Annotated in this window: 19 protein-coding genes; 10 read left to right on the top strand and 9 right to left on the bottom strand. The window is 60.9% G+C overall.

The window, feature by feature from the left end; genetic code table 11:
* Nucleotides 1-13: 13 nt before the first annotated feature.
* On the bottom strand, nt 14-892 hold the full coding sequence (gene prmA, locus IF654_RS20100) for a 50S ribosomal protein L11 methyltransferase (RefSeq protein ID WP_047273210.1): 879 nt from the start codon (nt 890-892) through the stop codon (nt 14-16).
* Between the two features lie 294 nt (nt 893-1,186).
* Here prmA and IF654_RS20095 point away from each other — a divergent pair, with 294 nt between their 5' ends.
* Genes IF654_RS20095 through IF654_RS20075 form a run of 5 tightly spaced genes read left to right on the top strand, consistent with a single transcriptional unit; the run spans nt 1,187 to nt 3,978 of the window.
* Nucleotides 1,187-1,726, top strand: a complete 540-nt coding sequence (locus tag IF654_RS20095; RefSeq protein WP_194862120.1) for a PAAR domain-containing protein — start codon at nt 1,187-1,189, stop codon at nt 1,724-1,726.
* A gap of 5 nt (nt 1,727-1,731) precedes the next feature.
* Nucleotides 1,732-2,658, top strand: a complete 927-nt coding sequence (locus tag IF654_RS20090; RefSeq protein WP_194862121.1) for a DUF6402 family protein — start codon at nt 1,732-1,734, stop codon at nt 2,656-2,658.
* Nucleotides 2,655-3,098: a hypothetical protein gene (locus tag IF654_RS20085; RefSeq protein ID WP_080960164.1), complete on the top strand. Its 444-nt coding sequence runs from the start codon at nt 2,655-2,657 to the stop codon at nt 3,096-3,098. Before IF654_RS20090 ends, IF654_RS20085 begins: the two co-directional genes overlap by 4 nt.
* Nucleotides 3,095-3,538 carry a hypothetical protein gene (locus tag IF654_RS20080; RefSeq protein ID WP_047279985.1) on the top strand — a complete coding sequence of 148 codons (444 nt, stop codon included), beginning with the start codon at nt 3,095-3,097 and terminating at the stop codon, nt 3,536-3,538. Before IF654_RS20085 ends, IF654_RS20080 begins: the two co-directional genes overlap by 4 nt.
* On the top strand, nt 3,535-3,978 hold the full coding sequence (locus tag IF654_RS20075; protein ID WP_194862122.1) for a hypothetical protein: 444 nt from the start codon (nt 3,535-3,537) through the stop codon (nt 3,976-3,978). The genes IF654_RS20080 and IF654_RS20075 overlap by 4 nt, the downstream gene beginning before the upstream one ends.
* A gap of 125 nt (nt 3,979-4,103) precedes the next feature.
* Here the strand turns inward: IF654_RS20075 and accC are convergent, their stop codons facing one another.
* The 6 genes from accC to IF654_RS20045 form a co-directional block, all read right to left on the bottom strand.
* Nucleotides 4,104-5,462 (bottom strand): acetyl-CoA carboxylase biotin carboxylase subunit, encoded by a 1,359-nt coding sequence (accC, locus tag IF654_RS20070; RefSeq protein ID WP_047273215.1) that lies wholly within the window; start codon nt 5,460-5,462, stop codon nt 4,104-4,106.
* A 17-nt stretch (nt 5,463-5,479) separates the two neighbouring features.
* Nucleotides 5,480-5,941, bottom strand: coding sequence for an acetyl-CoA carboxylase biotin carboxyl carrier protein (gene accB, locus IF654_RS20065; RefSeq protein ID WP_047273216.1), 462 nt, complete (start codon nt 5,939-5,941; stop codon nt 5,480-5,482).
* 25 nt (nt 5,942-5,966) lie between these two features.
* Entirely contained in the window at nt 5,967-6,422 is a 456-nt protein-coding gene (gene aroQ, locus IF654_RS20060; protein WP_047279992.1) for a type II 3-dehydroquinate dehydratase, read from the bottom strand.
* Between the two features lie 118 nt (nt 6,423-6,540).
* Nucleotides 6,541-8,313 carry a protein-disulfide reductase DsbD gene (locus IF654_RS20055; RefSeq protein WP_194862123.1) on the bottom strand — a complete coding sequence of 591 codons (1,773 nt, stop codon included), beginning with the start codon at nt 8,311-8,313 and terminating at the stop codon, nt 6,541-6,543.
* A gap of 114 nt (nt 8,314-8,427) precedes the next feature.
* The gene (locus IF654_RS20050; RefSeq protein ID WP_194862124.1) at nt 8,428-10,389 is read right to left on the bottom strand and encodes a methyl-accepting chemotaxis protein; all 1,962 of its coding nucleotides are present in this window, start codon (nt 10,387-10,389) and stop codon (nt 8,428-8,430) included.
* 53 nt (nt 10,390-10,442) lie between these two features.
* Entirely contained in the window at nt 10,443-12,113 is a 1,671-nt protein-coding gene (locus IF654_RS20045) for a GGDEF domain-containing response regulator (protein ID WP_047273219.1), read from the bottom strand.
* Between the two features lie 285 nt (nt 12,114-12,398).
* Here IF654_RS20045 and IF654_RS20040 point away from each other — a divergent pair, with 285 nt between their 5' ends.
* From IF654_RS20040 to speA, 4 genes are all read left to right on the top strand, one after another.
* Nucleotides 12,399-13,466 carry a DUF2333 family protein gene (locus tag IF654_RS20040; protein WP_047273220.1) on the top strand — a complete coding sequence of 356 codons (1,068 nt, stop codon included), beginning with the start codon at nt 12,399-12,401 and terminating at the stop codon, nt 13,464-13,466.
* A 3-nt stretch (nt 13,467-13,469) separates the two neighbouring features.
* Nucleotides 13,470-14,003 (top strand): NUDIX hydrolase, encoded by a 534-nt coding sequence (locus IF654_RS20035; protein WP_047273221.1) that lies wholly within the window; start codon nt 13,470-13,472, stop codon nt 14,001-14,003.
* Between the two features lie 231 nt (nt 14,004-14,234).
* Entirely contained in the window at nt 14,235-14,606 is a 372-nt protein-coding gene (locus IF654_RS20030) for a translation initiation factor Sui1 (protein ID WP_047279997.1), read from the top strand.
* A 217-nt stretch (nt 14,607-14,823) separates the two neighbouring features.
* Entirely contained in the window at nt 14,824-16,740 is a 1,917-nt protein-coding gene (speA, locus tag IF654_RS20025; RefSeq protein WP_047273223.1) for an arginine decarboxylase, read from the top strand.
* A gap of 68 nt (nt 16,741-16,808) precedes the next feature.
* Here the strand turns inward: speA and IF654_RS20020 are convergent, their stop codons facing one another.
* Nucleotides 16,809-18,158, bottom strand: coding sequence for an MATE family efflux transporter (locus IF654_RS20020; protein WP_094987569.1), 1,350 nt, complete (start codon nt 18,156-18,158; stop codon nt 16,809-16,811).
* A gap of 138 nt (nt 18,159-18,296) precedes the next feature.
* On the opposite strand from IF654_RS20020, the gene IF654_RS20015 reads away from it, so the two are divergent.
* A complete protein-coding gene (locus IF654_RS20015) occupies nt 18,297-23,189 on the top strand; it encodes an alpha-2-macroglobulin family protein (protein WP_194862125.1) in 4,893 nt (1,630 codons plus the stop codon).
* A 57-nt stretch (nt 23,190-23,246) separates the two neighbouring features.
* Here IF654_RS20015 and IF654_RS20010 read toward each other — a convergent pair whose 3' ends face one another.
* The gene (locus tag IF654_RS20010; protein ID WP_047273226.1) at nt 23,247-23,540 is read right to left on the bottom strand and encodes a hypothetical protein; all 294 of its coding nucleotides are present in this window, start codon (nt 23,538-23,540) and stop codon (nt 23,247-23,249) included.
* Nucleotides 23,541-23,558: the final 18 nt, after the last annotated feature.

Below are 23,558 nucleotides of genomic sequence, written 5' to 3'. Positions count from 1 at the left end.
ACAGGCGTGCATTCTAGCGCCGACGACCACTGATGCGCACCCAGCCATCGCGGTTAGCGATCGGGTCCAGATCAAAGTCGTGCGCATAGGCGGCTGCCACGTCCTCGCCTTGTTCGGCCAGGATGCCGGAGAGCGCCAGACGGCCGCCCGGTTTGACCAGGCTCGACAGTTGCGGCGCCAGTGCGACCAGCGGACCAGCCAGAATGTTGGCCACCAGTACGTCTGCCTGAACCTGCGGCAGGTCTTCTGGCAAGTAGAGCGGGAACAGTTCTTCAGCGATGTTGTTGCGGCCAGCGTTATCGCGAGACGCTTCCAGCGCTTGCACGTCGATGTCCGTGCCGACGGCCTGTTTGGCGCCAAGGAGCAGCGCGGCGATGGCCAAAATGCCCGAGCCGCAGCCGAAGTCCAGTACGTCGCAGTTTTTCAGGTCCTGACCGTCGAGCCATTCAAGGCACAGCGCGGTGGTCGGGTGAGTACCGGTGCCGAATGCCAGGCCCGGATCGAGCAGCAGGTTCACGGCCTCGGGTTGCGGCGCGGCGTGCCAGCTTGGAACAATCCACAGGCGCTGACCAAAACGCATCGGCTCGAAGTTGTCCATCCAGCTGCGTTCCCAGTCCTGGTCTTCGATCACTTCTGCGTGATGTTCAGGCAGTGGTGCGCCGGTCAGCAGCTCCAGATGGGACAGGACGAGTTCGGCTTCAGTGCCGCCTTCGAACAGTGCCAGCAAATGGGTGTGCGACCACAGCGGGGTGGTGTTGAGCTCGGGTTCGAAGATCGGCTGGTCTTCGGCATCCATGAATGTGACCGAAACAGCACCGACTTCGAGGAACGCGTCTTCGTAGGTTTCGGCTTGTTCCGGGCTGATGGCGAGGCGTACTTGCAGCCAAGGCATGGCGGGCACCTTTGAAAAATAGGGATGTGCAGCCAGTGGGCTGCGAGAAGCGCGCCAGTTTACGCGAGCGCAGGCCTCCCTGCTATGGCAGGCCATCTGTAGACGGGTGGGCAGGGCCATTCGCGCAGGAATTCGATATTGGGCTGATGGCGTTTATGGACACGTCCTACATACCGTGATCGCCAATCTGAGCACTCTCTTCCTGATTACTGTGTATGAGGTTCGTTCATTCAATGACTGGGCTTCATGGTTCTCAGCCGTGCTCCCTGAGGGGCTATGCAATAGGAGAGGCTTATGGCCTTGGGCTATTTTATTGGTCTGGACGACAAAACGACCTGCGGTGGAAAGGTGCTCGAGTCAGACCCTGGCATTACGTGGAGTGGCATGCAGCATGCCCTCGAAGGCCACTTGGTCAGTTGCGGGCAAGACGGCAAGGCCTACCCGATTTGCGGCGGCGTTGAGGGGTTTATCAGCCATGGGCGGCGGGTGGCTGGCACGCTGGACAGCCGCAGCGGTTGCCCTTGCCAGGCCGAGCTGATTGCCTCTGTGACTGTGCATTCTTATGTCACCGATTCAGCCCCGGCATTTAATGGCGGCTTGACCGCCGGGCCACAACCCATGCCCGCCACCTTCAGCACAACGTGCGACGAGCGTTTCCAATTGTTCAATCAACATGGCCTGCCCCTGAGGCAACTGGGATATGCCGTGCTGCAAAACGACCACTGTATGGGCTACGGCACACTCGATGCACAAGGCCACACCTGCTCTTGCGCCAGCGTCAGTCCTGAACCATTGAGCATCGCCATCAACGCCCCGTCACCGGTTATGAAGTAAGCAGCATGTCCTTGAATGATTTCCAGCGTACCAACGCCACAGGCCCGCAAGCCTTGTATCAACTGCCACAAACCAGCTCGCGCACCTACAGCCCCATCCATACACCGGCCAAAAAAGTGGTCGTCCAGAGCCTTGCCCTGAGCCGCTTGCCGGGCGCCATGCGCGCGATGGGCTGGCACACGTCAGCGGCCTTGATGCAGCGCTGGTTTGACAGCCCGGCGTGGGCGATGCCGGAGGCGTGGAAGGAGCGTAAAACCCAGCCTGACCCCCTCAGTCTGAAACCGGCGCAGTGCGATGAGAGCATTGTAAAAATGGAGTGGGCTATGGGGTATGAGCGCTGTCGTGAGGCTGTTGACGAGGCAGAGTCTCTGCTTACGACCTCTAATGGGATTGAGCGCTTGAAAGACCTGTTAAAGAGGTCTGGATGGATGGGGTATGGAGCGCGAAAGCTGGGTTCAAACTTAATGTCATCTTTGCAAATGGATGTTGTATCGCAAGTGAATTTCACTAGGTTCGGGTCCGCTTGGCACTCGCTCGACGACATGTACGGAGCCTTGGGTAATGCCGTTTTGAAAGTTGGAGTAGTAGGAGAGGCATTTACTGAGGTAAATCCAGTTACCAAACAACTTCGTCATCTATTTCATGTGGAAAGGGTTGGTTTCTATATTCGCGACCATTACGACTTCAATGGTCTGCAATATCTGGGCACTTGGACAGAGGATCGTGTACTGACCAAGGCAGAGACCGCTTTTACCTTGAGCCTTCATGGTCAACTCGTATTGCGTCTAAAGGAGGGGCCTTTTGCTGCTGTCACCAATGGTGATTTTCGGGACTATCGTGACAAAACAGGCAAAGGCGGCGACTTCATCATTTATTCAGATGTACTCTGGAAAAAATCTGGGCAAGTCATTGATCTTGGGGGATGGGTGTGAAACCAGCCTCACGACGGTTAGCCTTTCGCATGGTCTTTATCTGTATTGCCGGAGGGGTATGGGAGGCCTCGCAGTGGTGGGAGAGAGGCTTGGCGGAGCGTTTGGGTGATCCTGAAGTAAGCCCCGGCGGTTGTTATAGGGTTGAGAGTTTCAAACCTTTTTGGGTGCTACCCAATATTTTTCATAGGCGACCGGATCCTAACGAAGTTCACTCACCAGAGTGGTTTCCGTGGTGGGGATATCCAGGTTTTTTTCGCCTGTACGATCATCGCACTGAAGAATTGATCTCAGAAACCAAGGTTCATGACTGGGATTCGATCGTTGAGAAGGTGAGTTGGGGAGGTGGTTCAGGTCAAGTGAGGTCCGGCATGATTCGTATCGGGCCCAATCTCTCCGACTGCCCGGGTGATGTTCCCGGAAAAATGAGGCGCGAACAATGAAGTCCAGCTCGCGACGCATCGCCTTTTTCGTCACCTATATCACCATTGCGGGCGGGTTATGGACCGCTTCGAACTGGTGGGAAAGAGGATGGGCAACTAGGGACGGTGAGTCGAGTATCAGCCCTAATGGCTGTTACCGAATTGATAGTTTCAAACCCTATTGGGTGCTCCCTGATTTTTTGCATCCCATGCCCCATCCGTTCGGGGACCTGCCGCCAAAATGGTTTGCTGGGTGGGGGTATCCAGCTTTTTTGCGTCTTTACGATCATCGAAATGGCGATCTGATCTCAGAAACTGAAATCTATGATGCGGAGTCAGCAGGCGGGCAACTGGACTGGGGGAATGGATCAGGCGATGTGTGGATTGGGATGATCCGCATGGATCTCAACCTCCCCGACTGCCCGGGTGATGTCCCCGAAAAAATGAGGCGCGAACAATGAAGTCCAGCTCGCGACGCATCGCCTTTTTCGTCACCTATATCACCATTGCGGGCGGGTTATGGACCGCTTCGAACTGGTGGGAAAGAGGATGGGCTACGCGACTGGCGACCGATAGCGTCAGTCCCGATGGCTGCTATCGAATTCAGAGTTTCAAGCCCTATTGGGTTCTTCCGAATATCTTTCATCGTGAGCCTGATGTTAATGGAGTTAATTCCCCTGCGTGGTTTCCGTGTTGGGGTTATCCAGGTTTTTATCGTCTTTTCGATAACCGCAGTGGCGAGTTGATTTCAGAAACGAAAATCTATGATCTGGAGTCGGCGGGAGGCAGGCTTAGTTGGGGGGAGGGTTCTGGCTATGTTATGGCCGGTTTGATCATCATCGCCTCCAACCTCCCGGATTGCACCGGCGATCACCCCGGCGAAACAAGGCGCAAGCAATGAAAGCCATGTCTCCACCTATCGCTTCTACGCGGCCTGAATCAACCGTGTAGTCGGGTACCCAAAAACCTGGCGCCCCAGACACAACAAAGCCGCTCGAAAGCGGCTTTGTTGATCAGGAATCAAACTTACTGGTTAGCCAGTTTGTGTTCCAGGTAGTGAATGTTGACGCCGCCTTTGCAGAAGCCTTCGTCATTCACCAGGTCGCGGTGCAGCGGGATGTTGGTTTTGATCCCGTCGACCACGATTTCGTCCAGGGCATTGCGCATGCGTGCCATGGCTTCGTCACGGGTCGAGCCCCAGGTGATCAGCTTGCCGATCAGGGAGTCGTAGTTGGACGGAACCTTGTAGCCGCTGTACAGGTGCGAATCGACGCGAACGCCGTTGCCGCCCGGCGCGTGGAAGTGCTTGACCATGCCAGGGCTTGGCATGAACGTCGCAGGGTCTTCCGCGTTGATCCGGCACTCCAGGGAGTGGCCGTGAATGTTCACGTCATCCTGGGTGAAAGACAGCTTATTGCCTGCCGCAATGCTCAACATCTCTTTAAGGATGTCGATACCGGTGACCATTTCGGATACCGGGTGTTCTACCTGCACGCGCGTGTTCATTTCGATGAAGTAGAAACGACCGTTTTCGTACAGGAACTCGAACGTGCCCGCACCCCGGTAGTTGATATCGATACAGGCTTGAACGCAGCGTGCCAGTACTTCCTGGCGGGCTGTTTCGTCGATGCCCGGCGCCGGTGCTTCTTCCAGGACTTTCTGGTGACGGCGCTGCAGCGAGCAGTCGCGGTCGCCCAGGTGGATCGCGTTGCCCTGGCCGTCGGAAAGCACCTGAACTTCCACGTGACGCGGGTTGGTCAGGTATTTTTCGAGGTAGACCATCGGGTTGCTGAACCAGGCGCCCGCTTCTTCACGGGTTTGCTTGGCTGCTTCGATCAGGTCTTCTTCACGGTTGACCACGCGCATGCCGCGACCACCGCCGCCGCCAGCGGCCTTGATGATCACCGGGTAGCCGACTTCGCGGCCAATGCGCAAGGCGGTTTCAGGGTCTTCGGGCAGCGGGCCGTCGGAGCCTGGCACCGTGGGAACGCCCGCCGCGATCATGGCGTGCTTGGCCGATACCTTGTCGCCCATCAGGCGGATGGTGTCAGCTTTCGGGCCGATGAACGCAAAACCGGATTTCTCGACCTGCTCGGCAAAATCGGCGTTTTCCGCCAGGAAGCCGTAGCCCGGGTGGATCGCCGTGGCGCCGGTCACTTCGGCTGCCGCGATGATGGCCGGGATGTGCAGGTAAGACAGGTTGGCTGGTGCCGGCCCGATGCAAACGGTTTCGTCTGCCAGGCCCAGGTGCATCAGTTCCTTGTCAGCAGTGGAGTACACCGCGACGGTCTTGATGCCCAGTTCCTTGCACGCCCGCAGGATGCGCAAGGCGATCTCGCCGCGGTTGGCGATGAGAACTTTTTCCAGCTTCTGAGGCTTCAACATCGTTGGCTCCCCGTGGTTCAAACGATGGTGAACAGCGGTTGGTCGAACTCAACCGGCTGACCGTTTTCTACCAGGATGGATTCAATAACACCGGCTTTTTCAGCCTGGATGTGGTTCATCATTTTCATCGCTTCCACGATGCAGATGGTGTCGCCGACCTTAACGGTCTGGCCCACTTCAACGAACGCTGGCGAAGTAGGCGACGGGGTGCGGTAGAACGTACCGACCATTGGCGACTTGACCACAAAACCGTTCAGTGTTGGCGCAGCCGGTGCGTCAACTACGGTGGCTACCGGGGTCGCGGCAACAGGAGCAGCGGCAGCCGGCGCTTGCATTGGAGCCGGTGCGTAGAACTGCTGAGCAGGAGTCTTGCTGTGACGGCTGATGCGTACGGACTCTTCGCCTTCTTTAATTTCCAGCTCGTCGATGCCGGACTCTTCCAGCAATTCGATCAGTTTCTTAACTTTACGGATATCCATGAATCGTCAACTCCCAGTGGGTCGGTCAGGGGCGTTTAGCTTGTAGTTCAAGCTGTTCCAGGGCGGCCTCCAGGGCCAGTCGATAACCGCTGGCGCCAAGGCCGCAGATCACACCTACCGCAACGTCGGAGAAGTAGGAGTGATGGCGGAAAGGTTCGCGTTTGTGCACGTTGGACAAATGCACTTCGATGAATGGGATGCTCACCGCCAGCAGCGCGTCACGTAATGCCACGCTGGTGTGGGTAAAAGCAGCCGGGTTGATCAAAATAAAATCCACGCCTTCATCGCGTGCGGCATGGATGCGATCGATCAATTCATACTCGGCATTGCTTTGCAGGTAGAGCAAATGGTGACCGGCCTCGCGGGCCCGTAGTTCGAGATCCTGATTGATCTGCGCCAGCGTTGTGGCGCCGTAGACGCCCGGCTCGCGGGTGCCTAGCAGGTTCAGGTTGGGGCCGTGCAGCACCAGAAAGGTCGCCATCTGCTTTTCCTTGTTATGTCAGTGCGGGGCGACTATGCCGAAAAGCGTAAACGCTGTCCAGTTACCTGCAATAGCCAGCACGATGCCCGATGTTCACGCAAAGTTTGTGACTCAGGCTTTAAATCTGGTCATTTGCGTTAGCGACACGTTCGGCGAAGTCCGCGGCATTGATCTCGCCGATGACCCGTTGGTCACTGATTTCGCTGCCATTTTTGCCAAAGAACATCAGCGCCGGTGGGCCGAATAATTGATAGCGGTCGAGCAGGGCACGTTGCTCGGGGTTACTGGCCGTGATGTCAAAACGCACCAGCCGATAACCGCTGAGCAGATCCAGCACGCGCGGGTTGTTCAACACCTCATGTTCGATGACTTTGCAGCTGATGCACCAGTCGGCGTACCAATCCAGCAACACCGGCTGCCCTGCGGCCTTTGCCTCGGCCAGCGCCGCGTCCAGTTGGGCCGGGGTGTTGACGGTCTGCCATTGGCGGGTGGTGGTGTCGGCACGCTCGTCGAGGGTGACAGGCGCGGGGCTCGCCAGAGGTTTGAGCGGATCGCCTTGCCCGCTCAAGGCGCCGTACCAGCAAAAGAGCGCATACACCAGCAGGAACAGGCCCAGCAGTTGCGCCAGGCGCTGGCGCGGCGATTTAAAGGCAAACTCCAGCGTGCCCAGAAACAGGCTGACCCCGGCCGCCAGAAAACCGATCAACAGCAGGGTGGCCGGGCCCGGCAGCACCCGGCTGAGCAGGCCCACCGCCAACCCCAGCAACAACACGCCGATGGTGTTTTTCACGGTCACCAGCCACGGGCCGCTTTTGGGCAGCCACGCCGCCCCGCCCGTCGCCACCAGCACCAGCGGGGTGCCCATGCCGAGCCCCAGCACCAGCAGCTTCAGACCGCCGCCCAGCGCATCGCCGCTGGCGCTGATGTACAGCAACGCACCGGCCAGAGGCGCCGATACGCACGGCGAAACCAGCAAGCTGGACACCACGCCCAGCACCGCCGCGCCCCACAGCGAGCCGCCTTGAGTGTTATTGGCCACACGGTCCAGGCGATTGCTGATGGCGCGTGGCAGTTTGAGTTCGAACACCCCGAACATCGCCAGTGCAAACACCGCAAAAAACAGCGCGAACGGCACCAGAACCCACGCCGATTGCAGGCGCGCTTGCAGGTTGAGCTGCGCACCGAACAGTCCCATCAGGGCGCCGAGCAAGGCAAAACAGGCCGCCATGGGCAACACGTAAGCCAGCGACAGGCTGAAACCGCGCCAGCCGCCCACTTGGCCGCGCAGCACCACGCCCGACAGAATCGGCAGCATCGGCAGTACGCACGGGGTAAACGTCAGGCCCAGGCCCGCAAGGAAAAAGATCGCCAGTTCACGCCAGCTCCAGGCACTGGCGGGCGCGCTTGATGCGTCAACTGACGCGGCGGGCGTGCCTTCGATGGCCAGGCGCACGGTTTCGGGCGGGTAGCACAAGCCCTTGTCGGCGCAGCCCTGATAGGTCACGACAAGCGTGAAGGCGCGTTGAGCATCGGCCGGGCGCGGCACGTCCACGTCGACAATGCCGTGATACACCTGCACATCGCCAAAATACTCATCATGCTTGGGTTCGCCGGGCGGCAGTTGCACCGGGCCCAGGGTGATATCGGCGGGGTCGGTTTTGAACGCAAAGCGGTGCTGGTACAGGTAGTAACCGTCGGTCGGCACAAAACGCAGCTTGATGTTCGTGGGCGTGCTTTCGATCAGGTTGAGCTTGAACGCCTCGCTGACCGGCAGAAAATCGCGGCTGTTATTCACGGCGCCCAGCGTAGCGCTGGGGCGGTTGTCCAACAGTCCCGCGCCCATGGCGGGCACGGCGACGAGTAAACACAAAAGCAAAAACAGGCGGCGCATAGTGATCTCGCTAATCAAACGTGCGCGCATGATAGCGGAGTGAGAAACGCTGTGCCGAGCGGGGCTGACCGTTGACGGGGAGCGGCGGTATCGCAACGATCCGCGCGCCCGGCATCACACTCGAAACGCCTGCACCGCGGCATTCAACTCGCCCCCCAACACCAGTAAGCGCTCACCTTGCTGGCGACCCTGGCTAATGCGTTGCAAATTGTCGTCACCCAACTGATGAATGCGTTCACTGTGATCGCGTATTTCACTGACCGCGCCGCTTTGTTGAGCAGTGACGTCGGCAATGCGGATGGCGGTGTCGGAGATGGTGGCTATCGCTCCGACGATTTCATCCAGCGCGCCATCGGCGGCTTGCGCCTGCCGGGCGGTGTCCCGGGCATGTACGACTTGGGCGCGCATGCCTTCGACTGACTGGCGCGCGGCCGTTTGCAGCCCGCCGATCAGGGTTTGAATTTCGCCGGTCGCCCCTGCTGTGCGTTGGGCAAGCGTGCGCACCTCTTCGGCGACCACTGCAAACCCGCGTCCCATTTCACCGGCACGGGCCGCTTCAATGGCGGCGTTGAGCGCCAGTAAGTTGGTCTGATCGGCGATGGCGCGAATCACCGTCAGCACGCCACCGATGGTGGCCGACTCTTCGGCCAGTTGCTCGATCATTTGCGCGTTGCCTTGCACTTCACCCACCAGTGCATGCAGCCCGGTCAAACTTTGACCAATGACTCGCTGGCCTTGGGCAACCGCCACCCCGGCGCTGCGGCTGGCATCGGCCGCCTGACTGGCGTCGCCCGCCACTTGTGAAATGGTCGCTTCCAATTCACCCAGGGCGTCGCGGATTTGCGCCGTATCGCCTGCCTGCCGTTCGGCGCCGCTGTGCAAACCGTTGCTCACCTCGGCCAGCGCCTCACTGCTGCCGGCCACCTGTTCGGCGTTGACGCGCAAGGTGCCCACCAGATTGACCAAGTAATTGCGCAGGCGATTGAGCGAGGCCTGAATGTCGTGCAGTTCGCGATTGGTTTTGCCCAACTGAATGTCGCGGCTGAAATCCCCTTGTGCCCAGGTCGACAGCATCGGCACCAGGCGGGTCAACACGTTGGCCAGTCTGCGCTGTAACGTGTCGATCAGCAGTGCGATCAGCAGAATCAGGCCAATCATCGAGCCTTGAATCAGCCGCACTTCGCTTTGAATCTGCCCGTGTTCAGCGCGCACTGCCGGCTCCAGTCCGGCGATGGCTTGTTGCACTGCGCCCAGCTTTTCATGCGTGGCGTCAGCCAGTTGAGCGCGTTGTTCGATCTGGCTGCGGGTGCGTTGCAACTCGGCGGGGTAGCGGCTCAGCAGGTTGTTGAGTTCACGTTTGAGGGGGATGCCAGCGTCTTCGGTCGCGCCCGTCTGTTCGGACTCAAGGCCCATCAGTGCCGCGAAATCGTCACTGGCCGAGGCGCTGTTGGCGCTGACCCCCAGCAAAGGCAGCGCCTCGATGGTTTGCGCTTGCGCACGCATGTTGTCCAGCTCGCGCGTCACGTCCGCCGCCAGCTCACTGCGCCCGCTACTGACCAGTTTGTCGCGGCTTAAAGAGAGTTTTGCCAAGTGTTGGGAGGCATTGAGCAGCGGCACCAGATAGGCGTGGGCGTCGGGGCCGCTGGCTTGATTGGCATACTGGCTGAGTTGCTCCAGAGTGGCGCCCAGCTCCCGTTCGGCCTGCAACAGCAACGCTTGCGGGTCACCGGCCAGTTTGCCAGCGGCCAGCAGTTCGTTGCCACTGTACGTGCTCAGGCGTTCGAGGCTGGGGCGCAAGGCCTCGGCCAGCGCAACCGGGAGCGGGGTCAGTTCGGTTTTCAGCGTGTTGAGCGCGGTCGTGGCATCGCTCAGGCGCAGGGCGTCGCCGCTGGCCAGGTAATCTTCAATATTGCGCGTCACCTGGTTCTGGAACTGCTGGGACAGGCTCAAGTAGCGTTCCATCAGTTGAAACGGCCGTTCAAGCGCGTGTTGCGACCACGCCAGGGTGGCGCCGAGGGCGAGGCACACGGCGACCAGCAACAGGGTGTTGAGGTTGGTAAGCAGCTTCAGGCGCATCTGGGATTTTGCCTACGACGCAATGAGAAGCGGCTGAAGTTATTGCACGTGCGTTACAGCGATGTGACGGGATTCGGCAATTTGACCGAAATAGTGGCAATTTGCCTTGCCGGGTGAAAGCGCTCGATCCGGTTGCGCCCGTTGTGCTTGGCGCGGTACAGCGCTTCGTCTGCCTGAGATGCCATGACCAGGCCGTCTGTGTCCTCTTTGAGTTCCACCACGCCCGCGCTGAAGGTGCAGCATAAATCTGTGGGCTGGGCCGGGTAATGAATCTCCGAGAAGCGCTCGCGGATGGTGTTCAACACCGCGTGGGCCGCTTCCTGATCGGTGTCAGGCATCACAATGGCAAACTCTTCGCCGCCATAGCGCCCGATGAAATCGGTCTTGCGCAGACGCTGTTTGAGGAACAGCGCCAGGCTTTTGATCACCCGGTCGCCCATGGGGTGGCCGTAGGAGTCGTTGACCCGCTTGAAATGGTCAATGTCGATCATGGCAAAGCTCAGCGAGCGACTTTCGCGGCGGGCGCGGAAGGTGCAGTCTTCGAGCAGTTGCAGAATGTGCGTGTGGTTGTATAGGCCGGTCAGGCTGTCGCGCACCATCCGCGCCTTCAAGTGCCGTGCCCGGGCGGCGCGGTTGCGCACGGTGGTAATCAGGTGCCGGGGTTTGATCGGTTTGGTCAGGAAGTCGTCGCCGCCTTCGCTCATGGCGTCCAGTTGCTTGTCCAGGTCATCTTCGGCCGACAGGTAAATGATCGGCACGCTGACGTAGCGATCATTGTGGCGGATCACCTTGGCCAGCTCGGTGCCGGTGCAGGCGGGCATGTACATGTCGAGGATGATCAGGTCGGGCTGGAAGTCGGCCAGTTCGGCCATGGCCTGAATCGGCTCGATCAGGGTGCGGGTCACGATCCCGGCGCTGTTGAGCAGCCGTTCGGTGTGCAACGCCTGAGCCCGGGAGTCATCAATGATCAGCACTTTGTACGGTTCGTACTGCGCGACGCAGGTCAGTACCTCGATTTTTTCCATCAGGCTGGAGGCTTCGAGGGTGCCGGTCAGGAACTCCTGCCCGCCCGCGCGCACGGCGGCCAGTCGGGTGGGGGTGTCGGTTTCATGCAGGCTGAAAAACAGCAGCGGCAATTTCTGCTCCAGCCCCTCCTGCGCTTCGGCGGCCAGCAGCAGGCCATTGCTGGCGCCACTGAAATCCACGTCCATCACGATCGCGCAGGGCAGGCGTTCGGCCATGGCGCTGCGAAAGGCATTCACGCTGGGCAGCGATTGCGCGCCCAGGCCGAAAAAATCCAGTTGCTTGGCCAGTCGCTCGGCCCGGTCATGGTCCTGAAGCAGGATGTACACCGGCTTGCGCAGCGGTGGCAGAAAGGTGTGATCCAGCTGGTCGCCGTGGCGCAGACCAGTACGCGACAACCGCTGCATCAGGCGGTTGAGTTCTGTAATTAACGTACTGCTCAGGCGCCCGCGGTTGGCCTCGACCTGCTGCAAGGCCTGGCTGATGGCGCGGGCCAGTTGCGAATGCTCGGGCTGCTCGAAGCGTGCGGCAAACCGCAGCAGGCGCAGGTTGGCGTCGCTGAGTTCCGCGAGGTCTGAGGGGGCCCATTCATTGCCCTGTAAACGTTGCCAGATCTCAAGAATTTGACGTGCCTGATGGATGACCCGCTGGGCAAAGTGGTTCTTGAGGCGCTCGCGGTTCGGGTCTTCTTGCTCGGTCATATCCAGACTGCTTCGTGAGTGGGGCATGCTGAGGTTCGACTAGTGGCTCTATGCTAGCAGCTCTTTGGAAATGCACGAGCCCTCACACGAAATTAACGTTGGCCGGTTACATTTAGGCGTTGAGATCCTTCTGTGAGGGGCGCGAGCGTGGTTTATAGTGGCCGCCGCCTGTTGCCAGCGCCTTGTTGCAGATCAACCGGCAGGCGATTAAAAACAGGCATATAAGGCACGATGGGTTAGGGTTGTGGTCGAACCGTTGAATTCAGTAATCGAAAGGATATAGCCATGCTGGACTGGAAAAAACGTGAGGGCAGTGCCCGCGAGTCGGTCAAGGAGACCAGGACAGAGCCGCGTGGCTATTTCAAAAGCATCTTGCTGAGCCGCTCCATTGCCACCCTGGTGGGTGTGTATGTGCTGGTGTGCCTGGGGCTCGGCTGGTACTGGAGTCAGGAGCCGGATCTGTTCCCGGTGCAGCAAAACGCCCAGCAGGCTGCCGAGCGCGACGGCAAGCAAATGGTGCCGGGCTTCACCACCGTCGAAACCCTGAAAACCGTGGCCGGCACGTTGCTCAACAAGCCGGGCGGTTACCTGTCCAATGACCGCTTCCCGCCGGGCCTTGTGCTCGACAACATTCCGAGCTGGGAATACGGCGTTCTGGTGCAGGTACGCGACCTGACCCGTGCCCTGCGCAAAGACTTTGCCCGCTCCCAGTCGCAGTCGGCTGAAGACGCGGATCTGGCCAAGGCCGAGCCGCGTTTCAACTTCGACAACAAGAGCTGGATGCTGCCGTCCAGCGAGTCTGAGTATCAGGAAGGCATCAATTCCCTGAGCCGCTACCAGGCTCGCCTGTCTGACCCTAATCAGAAAAACGCCCTGTTTTACGCCCGTGCCGACAACTTGAACAACTGGCTGGGTGACGTGGGTACACGTCTGGGTTCGCTGTCGCAGCGTCTGTCGGCCAGTGTGGGCCGGGTCAAACTCAATAGCGCGCTGAAAACCGAATCCCTGCAACCGGGTCAGGTGCCGGTGGTTGACGAAGAAGTCGTCGAAACCCCGTGGATGCAAATTGACAACGTGTTCTATGAAGCGCGCGGTCAGGCCTGGGCCTTGTCGCACCTGTTGCGTGCCATCGAAGTCGACTTCGCGGACGTGCTGGCCAAAAAGAACGCAACCGTCAGTGTTCGCCAGATCATTCGTGAGCTGGAGGCCGCTCAAGAGCCGGTCTGGAGCCCGATGATCCTCAACGGCAGCGGCTACGGCATGCTCGCCAACCACTCGCTGGTCATGGCCAACTACATTTCCCGCGCCAACGCGGCGGTCATGGACCTTCGTCAATTGCTCTCACAAGGTTAAGTGATGGCCATTTCACCCCGGGAGGCCGCCCACCGCGCGGCCTCTGACGCCGAGCAAGTCGCTTGGGTCGATCGCGAAGACCGGCTGCTGGGCAGTTTGCCCCGTGCCGAGCTGCGTGATCGGGGGGAAATCGGGCGGGGCACCTTCATTTTGTTGTTCAACTCCTCCGGCGAGCTGTGCGTGCATCAGCGCACGCTGAGCAAGGCGCTGTACCCCGGTTACTGGGACGTGGCGGCGGGCGGCATGGTCGGGGTGGACGAAACCTATGCCGAGTCGGCAGCCCGCGAGCTGTACGAAGAGCTTGGCGTCAGCGGCGTCCCGTTGACGGCCCATGAGCGTTTTTACTTTGACTGCCCGGACAACCACCTGTGGTGCGCCGTGTTCTCGGCGGTGTGGGACGGGCCGTTGCACGTGCAGCCCGAAGAGGTCCAGCAAGCGTGCTTCATGCCCGTGGCGCAGGCCTTGCGTTTGAGTCAAACCCAGCCGTATTGCCCGGATTCACTGGCGGCGCTCAAGCGTTATCTCGACAGCGTCTGAACGCAGTCGCCTCCCTCGTCAGCGACCCCGAGCGATACACAACATTTGCGCCGATTGGCTCTTGGGCACTGGCGAATTTGCCGTTACACTGCGCGACCTTTTTCAAGCTCAAGCGGCATTCCCGTCTGAGTTGCGCTGCCCCTGCCAGAGTGGGGCTTCGCGGTCGGTATCCCATGGCGCTCCCGCGCCTTGCACCGGCCAATTTTTTGTCCTCCATCTAGAGGATTGCCGGTGGCCAAAAAAGCCGCATCCTTCGCCGCCCTTGGTGGCCTGGTATTTTCCACCGACGCAGGTCGTCACTGTCCGGACTGTCGCCAGCCGGTGGACGCCTGTACCTGCAAACAGACCCGCCTCCCCGAAGGTGACGGCATTGCCCGCGTGCGTCGCGAAAGCAAAGGCCGCGGCGGCAAGACCGTGACCACCATCACCGGTGTGCCGCTGGCTGAAGACGCGCTCAAGGAGCTGGCCACTGCGTTGAAAAAACGCTGTGGCACCGGTGGCGCCTTGAAAGACGGCATCATCGAGATCCAGGGCGATCACGTCGACCTGCTGCTGGCCGAACTGGTCAAGCAGGGGTTCAAGGCCAAAAAGTCCGGCGGCTAGCAGCCTCTGTGAAAACCACCGTTGAGCGCGCCTGTTGCCCTGTCGGGCTGACAGTGAGGGCTTGACCATGGTTTTCACAGAGCCTGTTATGACGGGTTTCTAAACTCCGCGCTGTTGCCAGGGTCTACCTTGCACAGACGAATCGTCACTTTCACGCCTTAGACTGCGCCAGCCTGGTTTCAGGTTGGGCTATTTGACTTATATATAGGGGACTTCGATGTCCGTACGACGCACACGCAAAGACGATGGCAGCCAATGGACAGTTGCGGACAGCCGCAGCGTTTATGGGATCCGCCATTGGGGGGCCGGGTATTTCGCGATCAATGAAGCCGGTCGCGTAGAAGTACGTCCGAACGGCCCGAACAGTTCGCCCATCGACCTGTACGAGCAAGTTGACGAGTTGCGCAAAAGCAGCGGTCTGTCCTTGCCGTTACTGGTGCGCTTTCCCGATATCCTGCAAGACCGTGTACGCCAGCTGACCGGCGCGTTCGATGCCAACATCGAGCGTCTGGAATACCAGAGCCAGTACACCGCGCTGTACCCGATCAAGGTCAACCAGCAAGAGGCCGTGATTGAAAACATCATCGCCACCCAGGACGTGTCGATCGGCCTTGAAGCCGGTTCCAAGCCCGAACTGCTGGCCGTGCTGGCGCTGGCCCCCAAAGGCGGCACCATCGTCTGCAACGGTTACAAGGACCGCGAGTTCATTCGTCTGGCGCTGATGGGCCAGAAGCTGGGCCATAACGTGTTCATCGTGATCGAAAAAGAATCCGAAGTGGATCTGGTCATCGAAGAAGCGGCATCGCTCAAGGTCAAGCCGCAGGTCGGCCTGCGCGTGCGCCTGTCGTCCCTGGCATCGAGCAAATGGGCAGACACCGGCGGCGAGAAATCCAAGTTCGGTCTGTCGGCGGCGCAGTTGCTGTCGGTGGTCGAGCGTTTCCGCGCGGCCGGTCTGGATCAAGGCATCCGCCTGCTGCACTTCCACATGGGTTCGCAGATCGCCAACTTGGCCGACTACCAGCACGGCTTCAAAGAGGCGATTCGCTACTACGGCGAACTGCGCAACCTCGGCTTGCCGGTTGACCACATCGACGTGGGCGGCGGTTTGGGCGTGGACTACGACGGCACGCACTCGCGCAACGCCAGCTCGATCAACTACGACATGGACGATTACGCCGGTGTGGTGGTGGGCATGCTCAAAGAGTTCTGCGATGCGCAGAGCCTGCCGCACCCGCACATTTTCTCCGAGAGCGGCCGCTCGTTGACCGCACACCACGCCATGCTGGTGGTGCAGGTGACCGACGTCGAGAAGCACAACGACGACGTGCCGGTGATCGAGAACAAAGAAAGCCTGCCTGAAACCGTGCAGTGGCTGATCGACCTGCTGGGCCCGACCGACATCGAGATGGTCACCGAAACCTACTGGCGCGCCACCCACTACATGAGTGACGTGGCTGCCCAATACGCCGATGGCAAGATCAGCCTGGCTGAAAAAGCCTTGGCCGAGCAGTGCTACTTCGCCGTATGCCGTCGCCTGCACAACTCGCTCAAGGCGCGTCAGCGTTCGCACCGTCAGGTGCTGGACGAACTCAACGACAAGCTGGCCGACAAGTACATCTGCAACTTCTCGGTGTTCCAGAGCTTGCCGGACACGTGGGCAATCGGCCAGGTGTTGCCGATCCTGCCGTTGCACCGCCTGAACGAAGAGCCGCTGCGCCGCGCCGTGCTGCAAGACCTGACCTGCGACTCCGACGGCAAGATCAAGCAATACGTCGACGAGCAGAGCATCGAAACCAGCCTGCCAGTCCACAGCCTCAACGAAGGCGAAGACTACTTGCTGGGCATCTTCCTGGTGGGCGCCTATCAGGAAATTCTGGGTGACATGCACAACCTGTTCGGTGATACCGACTCGGTGAACATCTACCAGAAAGCGGACGGCAGCGTGTACCACGCCGGTATCGAGACCCACGACACCATCGAAGACATGCTGCGTTACGTGCACTTGTCGCCTGAAGAGCTGATGAACCACTACCGCGACAAAGTGGCCAGCGCCAACATCAGCGTCAAAGAGCGCACCCAGTACCTCGACGCCCTGCGTCTGGGCCTGACCCGTTCGTCCTACCTGTCTTCGTAAGCCGTTCGAAGCCAGACAAAACGCCGCCCTCGGGCGGCGTTTTTTATGTGCGCGCAATCACCCCGAGTTCACGCGTTGGGGTTGAACCACTGGTCCTTGCGTTGCATCGCCCAGGCATAGGCCGCCAGCGTCAGGCTGCGCAGCACCATGAACAACAGAAAACTGATCCACAGCCCGTGGTTGCCCAAGCGTTGCATGGCCCAGGCGACGGGCAGGGCGAAGATCACGCTGATGACCATGGCGTTGCGCATTTCGCGCGCGCGGGTGGCGCCGATAAACAGCCCGTCCAACAGGTAACTCCAGACGGCAATCAGGGGCAGCAGCGCCAGGTACGGCACGTAGTGAAAAGCGGTTTCGCGCACACTCGGGATGTCGGTCTGCATCTCGATAAACAGATGCCCGCCGAACAGGAACAACACCGCAAAACCTGCGCTGGCGATCAGCGACCAGCCACTGGCCACTACCATCGAACGGCGCAGGGCGGTCCGGTCCCGGGCGCCAATGGCATGACCGCACAGGGCCTCCACGGCATGGGCCAGGCCGTCCAGCGCATGGGCCGCCAGCAGCAACCCGTTGAGCAGCAGTGCGTTGGCGGCCACGGTGGCATCGCCCAGGCGCGCACCTTGCAGGGTGATGAGGAAAAACACCGATTGCAGCATCAGGCTGCGGATAAAAATGTCGCGGTTGACCCCCAACAGCGGCTTCCAGTTCTGCCATACGCGTAACGCCTGCCACATCACCCTGCCCGGAAACCGTCGCAGCGCGCCGCGTGTTAGCCACAGCCCGAGCAGTGCGCCGCTCCACTCGGCAATCACCGAGGCGCGGGCGGACCCGACCACCCCCCAGTCCAGCCCCAGGACAAACCAGAGATTGAGCGCGATATTCACCAGGTTGGTGGTGAGCAAAATCCCTAGCGGGGCCCGCGCGTTTTGCGTGCCCAGAAACCAGCCCACCAGTGCATAGGTGGCCAGCGCGCCGGGCAGGCCAAACAGGCGGGTATAGAAGAAATCCAGCGTCAGTTGGTGCAACTCGGGAGAGGGCTGCATCACGGTCAGGGCCAGGGAGCTGAACGGCAGTGCGATGGCCCCTAAAAACAGTGAGAGCAGCACACTGAGCAGCAACCCCTGCAACAGGATCTGGCGCAGCGCCGTGCCATCGCCCCGCCCGGCCGCCTGGGCGGCGAAGCCCGTGGTGCCCATGCGCAGAAAGCCCATCATCCAGGCCAGAAACACATACAGGCTGGCGCCCACGGCAACGGCGCCCAACTGATGCGCGTGGGGCAAGTGGCCGATGACGGTGCTGTCGACCAGCGCCACCAGCGGCACGGAAATATTGGACAAAATCATCGGCGCCGCCAGCGCCCACACCCGGCGATGGGTCAGGCGGTCGCGCCAGTCAGCAAGTAGGGAAAACGACATGCAGGCTCCTTGAGGGAGCGGCATTGTAGCCGAAGCGGCCTTCCCTCAGCCCCTTTGCTCCGTGAGACGGCCGGGGTGAGGGGGCGTGGGGATTTGTTATATAGTCGTGCCCTTCATTGCCTAGCCAACGAGTACACCATGCTTAACAAAGGACTGTTCCTGGCCTGCGCACTGGCACTGCTGAGTGCGTGTGATGCTTCCTCTCCCGGCAACCCTCCTGCGCCTTCGGCGGCGGTTGGCACGCAAGCGGCCAAGCCTGTGCAGGATGTCAAAGCCCTCGCTGAACGCTACGCGGGGCGCGAGTTGAGTGTGGTGGATGTCTCGGAAGTGCAAGTGGACGGCGCCAGCACCTTGTCGGTGAGTTTTTCCGTGCCGCTGGACCCGGATCAGCCCTTTGGCGAAAAACTGCATCTGGTGGATGCCACCTCCGGCAAGGTCGACGGCGCCTGGGAGCTTTCCGACAACCTGATGGAGCTGCGTCTGCGTCACCTTGAGCCGCAGCGCAAACTGATCCTCACCGTCGACCCCGGCCTGCGCGCGGTCAACGATGCCGAACTGGCCGCCGAGTACGTCAGCCGTCTTGAAACCCGTGACCTGCAACCCACCGTCGGGTTTGCCAGCCGCGGCACGCTGTTGCCGACGCGACTGGCTGAAGGCTTGCCCGTTATCGCGCTCAACGTCGATAAAGTCGATGTGGAGTTTTTCCGCGTCAAACCTCAGTCCTTGCCTGCATTCCTCAGCCAGTGGGGCCGCAACAGCAGCCTGCAAAGCTATGAAGCCAAAGACCTGCTGGGCATGGCCGATCTGGTCTACGGTGCCCGGTTTGACCTGAACCCGGCCCGCAACACGCGTGAAACGGTGATCCTGCCAACCTCCGGCATCAAGCCCTTGCAGCAGCCGGGCGTGTACCTGGCGGTAATGAAAGCCTCCGGCACGTACAACTATTCAACCCCGGCCACGCTGTTCACCCTCAGTGACATTGGCCTTTCGGTACACCGCTATCAGAAACGCCTGGACGTGTTCACGCAGGCGCTCGAAGGTGGCAATGCGCTGGGCGACGTGGCGCTGGAACTGCTCGACGGCAAGGGCAAAATGCTTGCCCAGGGCACGACCGACAAAGACGGCCATGCCGAACTGGCCCTGCCGCCCAAGGCCGAGGTGCTGTTGGCGCGACAGGGCGATCAGACCAGCCTGTTGCGTTTGAATACCGCGGCGCTGGACCTGGCCGAGTTCGACATCGGCGGGCCGCAGGCGCATCCGTTGCAATTCTTCGTATTTGGACCGCGTGATCTGTACCGTCCCGGCGAAACCGTGCTGCTCAATGCCTTGCTGCGCGACCGTGATGGCCATCCGGTCAAGCCGCAGCCGGTCAGCCTGGAAGTCCGTCGCCCGGACGAGCAGGTCAGCCGCAAGTTCGTGTGGGAGCCCGATGCTGCCGGCTTCTATCAATACCCGCTGCAACTGGCGGGCGAAGCCCCCACCGGGCGCTGGCAACTGGTGTTCGACCTGGGGGGCGGCAAGCCACAGCTCTATGAATTTTTAGTGGAAGACTTCCTGCCCGAGCGTCTGGCGCTGGAACTCAAGGGCAGCGATACGCCGCTGCGTCCGGATCAAACCGCCGACATCCACGTGAACGGCCGCTACTTGTATGGTGCCCCCGCGGCCGGGAACCGCTTGAGCGGTCAGGTGTATGTGCGTCCCTTGCGTGAGGCGGTGAGCGCATTGCCGGGGTATCAGTTCGGTTCGGTGACCGAAGAAGAACTGACCCAGGACTTTGAACTGGATGAAAGCGTGCTCAACGCCCAAGGCGAAGACACCCTGCATCTGGAGAGCAAATGGAGCGACGCCAAATCGCCGCTGCAACTGATTGTGCAGGCCAGCCTGCAAGAGTCCGGCGGTCGGCCGATTACCCGTCGACTGGTGCAACCGGTGTGGCCTGCCGAGCGACTGCCGGGGCTGCGCGGCCTGTTCGACGGTACGGAAACCGATGGCGACGGCCCGGCCGAATTCGAGGTGCTGATTGCCGATGACGCAGGCAACAAGCTGGCGGCTGATAACGTCAACGTGCGGCTGGTGCGCGAGCGTCGGGACTACTACTGGAACTACTCGGACAACGACGGCTGGAGCTACCACTACAACGAGAAGTTTTTGAACCTCGGCGAACAAACCGTGAGCCTCAAGGCAGGCGGCACGGCCAAGGTCAGCTTCCCGGTGGAGTGGGGCCCGTATCGGGTTGAAGTTCAAGACCCGAAAACCGGTTTGATCAGCAGCCTGCGCTTCTGGGCGGGTTATCAGGCGCAGGACAATGCCGAAGGCGGCGCCGTGCGTCCCGATCAGGTCAAGCTGGCGCTGGATAAAGCGGCCTACGCCGAGGGCGAAACAGCCAACGTCACGGTCACGCCACCGGCGGCCGGCAAAGGGTATTTGCTGGTTGAAGGCAGCGACGGGCCGCTGTGGTGGGAAGAAATTGACGTCCCGGCCGAGGGCAAGACCTTCGCCGTCAAACTGGACCCGCGCTGGGCACGCCACGACCTGTACGTCAGCGCGCTGGTGATTCGTCCCGGCGAGCGCAAAGCCAACATCACGCCAAAACGGGCCGTGGGTGTGCTGCACCTGCCGCTGGACCGCACGCAGCGCAAACTGGCGCTGACCCTGGATGCCCCGCAGACCATGCGCCCCAAGCAGCCGCTGAAGGTCAAGGTGCAGGCTAAAAACGCCGACGGCAGCGTGCCCAAGGACGTGCATGTTCTGCTGGCGGCCGTGGATGTCGGGGTGTTGAACATCACCGATTACCCGACGCCCGACCCTTACGCCAGCCTGTTCGGTCGCAAGGCTTATGGCGCTGACCAATTGGACATTTATGGGCAACTGATTGAAGCCGGGCAAGGCCGTTTGGCCAGCCTGGCCTTTGGCGGTGACGCAGGGCTGGCCAAGGGCGGCAAGCGCCCGGCCACCAGCGTCACCATCGTTGCCCTGCAAAGCGCCCCGGTGACCCTCAACGAACAGGGCGAGGGTGAAGTCAGCCTCGACATCCCCGACTTCAATGGCGAGTTACGCGTAATGGCCCAAGCCTGGACCGACGACCGCTACGGCATGGCGCAAGCCAAAACCGTGGTCGCCGCGCCGCTGGTGGCCGAGCTGGCCGCGCCGCGCTTCATGGCGGGGGGCGATGAGACCCGGCTGGCGCTGGACCTGTCCAACCTCACGGCCACGCCGCAAACCCTTGAAGTCCACTTGAACGCCGAAGGCCAACTGAACCTGTCGGGTCTCAGCAGCCAAACACTCACCCTCAGCCCCGGCCAGCGCAGCACCTTGCAGGTGCCAGTCAAAGCCCTGGGTGGCTACGGCACCGGCAAGCTGACCGTCACCGTCAAAGGCCTGAATCTGCCCGGCGAGACACTGGCGCCCTTTACCCGCGAATGGACGCTGGGGGTGCGCCCGGCCTACCCGGCGTTGCTCAAGCACTACCGCGCCGTGCTCAACGATCAGCCATGGACGTTGCCAGAGGGCGAGCTGCAAGCCTTCGAACCGGCGGGGCGTGAAGCCTTGCTCAGCCTGTCGAGCCGTCCGCCGTTGAACCTGGGCGAGCAGATCCGTGCGCTCAAGGCGTATCCGTACGGGTGTTCCGAACAGACCACCAGCGGTCTGTACCCGGCGTTGTATGCCGACGCGGCGTTGCTCAAGCGGCTTGGCCTGGAAGGCGAGCCGGATGCCGACCGCAAGCGCAAAATCGAGCTGGGCATCGAGCGCCTGCTGGGCATGCAGCGCTACAACGGCAGCTTTGGCCTGTGGGGCGCAGACGGTCAGGAAGAGTACTGGCTGAGCGCCTATATCACTGACTTCCTGCTGCGCGCTCGCGATCAAGGTTATGCCGTGCCGCCTGATGCGCTGAAGAAAGCCAGTGAACGACTGCTGCGCTACACCCAGGAGCGCAACCTGATCGAGTCGGACTACAGCGATAATCTCGATCACACCCGGTTTGCCGTACAAGCCTACGCCGCCATGGTGCTGGCCCGCAGTCAGCAGGCGCCGTTGGGTGCCTTGCGCAGCCTGTTCGAACGCCGCAGCGATGCGCGCTCCGGTTTGCCGCTGGTGCAGCTGTCGATTGCCTTGCAGAAGATGGGCGACCAGCCCCGAGCCGATCAAGCCCTGGTCGCCGGTCTTGCCGTGACCCGCGCAGCCGATCAATGGCTGGGTGATTACGGCAGCCCGCTGCGCGATCAGGCGCTGATTCTGGCCCTGCTCGAAGAAAACAACCTGATGAGCGACCAGCGTGAAGCCCGAGTATTTGCCCTGTCGGATCAGTTGGCGGCGAGCCAGTGGCTGTCGACTCAGGAGCGCAACGCGTTGTTCCTCGCGGGCCGGGACTTGCTGGGCCAGCCTGAACAACCGTGGACCGCGCAACTGGTCAGTGGCAGCCAGACCCGTGAGCTGAACCCGGCTCAAGCCGGTCTCAAACTGGAAGGGCCGTTACTGGCGTCGCCTTTGAGCCTGCGCAATGAAGGCAGCGTGCCGGTGTACCAACAGCTGACGATTTCGGGTTATCCACAGCACGCGCCGCCTGCCGGGGGTGAAAACATGAGTATTCGCCGCGACTACCTGGGCATGAACGGCGAGCCGCTGAACCTGAAAAACCTGCAAAGCGGTGATCTGGTGCTGGTGCACCTGGCTGTCACTGCCAAGCAGCGGGTGCCGGACGCGCTGGTGGTTGACCTGCTACCGGCGGGGCTGGAGCTTGAAAACCAGAACCTCGGTCAAAGCGCGGCCAGCCTTGAGAACGCCAGTAGCCAGGTCAAACAATGGCGCGAGTCCATGCAAAACGCGGGTGTGCAGCATCAGGAATACCGCGATGACCGTTACGTGGCTGCGTTGAATCTGGAAGGCTACGGCACCACGCACCTGTTGTATCTGGCGCGGGCCGTGACGCCCGGCACTTACCGCGTGCCGCCACCGCAAGTTGAGTCGATGTACCGCCCGAACTGGCAAGCCGTGGGCGAGACGCCCGCAGACATGGTGATCAAGGGCCGCTGATGCACGAAGCGAGGCTGGAGGGGGACAGCGACGGCGCCCCCGCCGCCTCGCCGCGTGTCAGCTGATGACCCAGCTCAACACCCACAACCCCAGCAACAGCCAGATCACGCCACCGATGATGGAAGCCCGCATGAAGGCGCGCACCGCGTTGTACAAAAACAGCAGGCCGATCACCAGCACCGCAATGCTGACAATCGAGGTGTCCATGCCGAGCGCACGGGCCATGCCATCAATGAAATGACTGCCTGCCTGGGTAATCGCATTGAACAGGCCGCTCAGGCTTTCGACGATCCAGCGAACCAGCGTGCCCAACCAAAGGCCCAGATTTCCTACAAAACTTTCGACGTGCATGGGGATGTTCCGATTAAG

The sequence above is a fragment of the Pseudomonas lundensis genome (genome assembly GCF_015377145.2).
Taxonomy (GTDB): domain Bacteria; phylum Pseudomonadota; class Gammaproteobacteria; order Pseudomonadales; family Pseudomonadaceae; genus Aquipseudomonas; species Aquipseudomonas lundensis.
The sequence above is the reverse complement of the archived record's forward strand: the minus strand, read 5'-3'. Positions and strand labels throughout refer to the sequence as shown.

Bases quoted from the DNA above. Each gene is read 5' to 3' on its own strand.
- prmA (WP_047273210.1), bottom strand. From the start codon at position 892: ATGCCTTGGCTGCAAGTACGCCTCGCCATCAGCCCGGAACAAGCCGAA.
- IF654_RS20095 (WP_194862120.1), top strand. From the start codon at position 1,187: ATGGCCTTGGGCTATTTTATTGGTCTGGACGACAAAACGACCTGCGGT.
- IF654_RS20090 (WP_194862121.1), top strand. From the start codon at position 1,732: ATGTCCTTGAATGATTTCCAGCGTACCAACGCCACAGGCCCGCAAGCC.
- IF654_RS20080 (WP_047279985.1), top strand. From the start codon at position 3,095: ATGAAGTCCAGCTCGCGACGCATCGCCTTTTTCGTCACCTATATCACC.
- IF654_RS20075 (WP_194862122.1), top strand. From the start codon at position 3,535: ATGAAGTCCAGCTCGCGACGCATCGCCTTTTTCGTCACCTATATCACC.
- accC (WP_047273215.1), bottom strand. From the start codon at position 5,462: ATGTTGAAGCCTCAGAAGCTGGAAAAAGTTCTCATCGCCAACCGCGGC.
- accB (WP_047273216.1), bottom strand. From the start codon at position 5,941: ATGGATATCCGTAAAGTTAAGAAACTGATCGAATTGCTGGAAGAGTCC.
- aroQ (WP_047279992.1), bottom strand. From the start codon at position 6,422: ATGGCGACCTTTCTGGTGCTGCACGGCCCCAACCTGAACCTGCTAGGC.
- IF654_RS20055 (WP_194862123.1), bottom strand. From the start codon at position 8,313: ATGCGCCGCCTGTTTTTGCTTTTGTGTTTACTCGTCGCCGTGCCCGCC.
- IF654_RS20050 (WP_194862124.1), bottom strand. From the start codon at position 10,389: ATGCGCCTGAAGCTGCTTACCAACCTCAACACCCTGTTGCTGGTCGCC.
- IF654_RS20045 (WP_047273219.1), bottom strand. From the start codon at position 12,113: ATGACCGAGCAAGAAGACCCGAACCGCGAGCGCCTCAAGAACCACTTT.
- IF654_RS20040 (WP_047273220.1), top strand. From the start codon at position 12,399: ATGCTGGACTGGAAAAAACGTGAGGGCAGTGCCCGCGAGTCGGTCAAG.
- IF654_RS20035 (WP_047273221.1), top strand. From the start codon at position 13,470: ATGGCCATTTCACCCCGGGAGGCCGCCCACCGCGCGGCCTCTGACGCC.
- speA (WP_047273223.1), top strand. From the start codon at position 14,824: ATGTCCGTACGACGCACACGCAAAGACGATGGCAGCCAATGGACAGTT.
- IF654_RS20020 (WP_094987569.1), bottom strand. From the start codon at position 18,158: ATGTCGTTTTCCCTACTTGCTGACTGGCGCGACCGCCTGACCCATCGC.
- IF654_RS20015 (WP_194862125.1), top strand. From the start codon at position 18,297: ATGCTTAACAAAGGACTGTTCCTGGCCTGCGCACTGGCACTGCTGAGT.
- IF654_RS20010 (WP_047273226.1), bottom strand. From the start codon at position 23,540: ATGCACGTCGAAAGTTTTGTAGGAAATCTGGGCCTTTGGTTGGGCACG.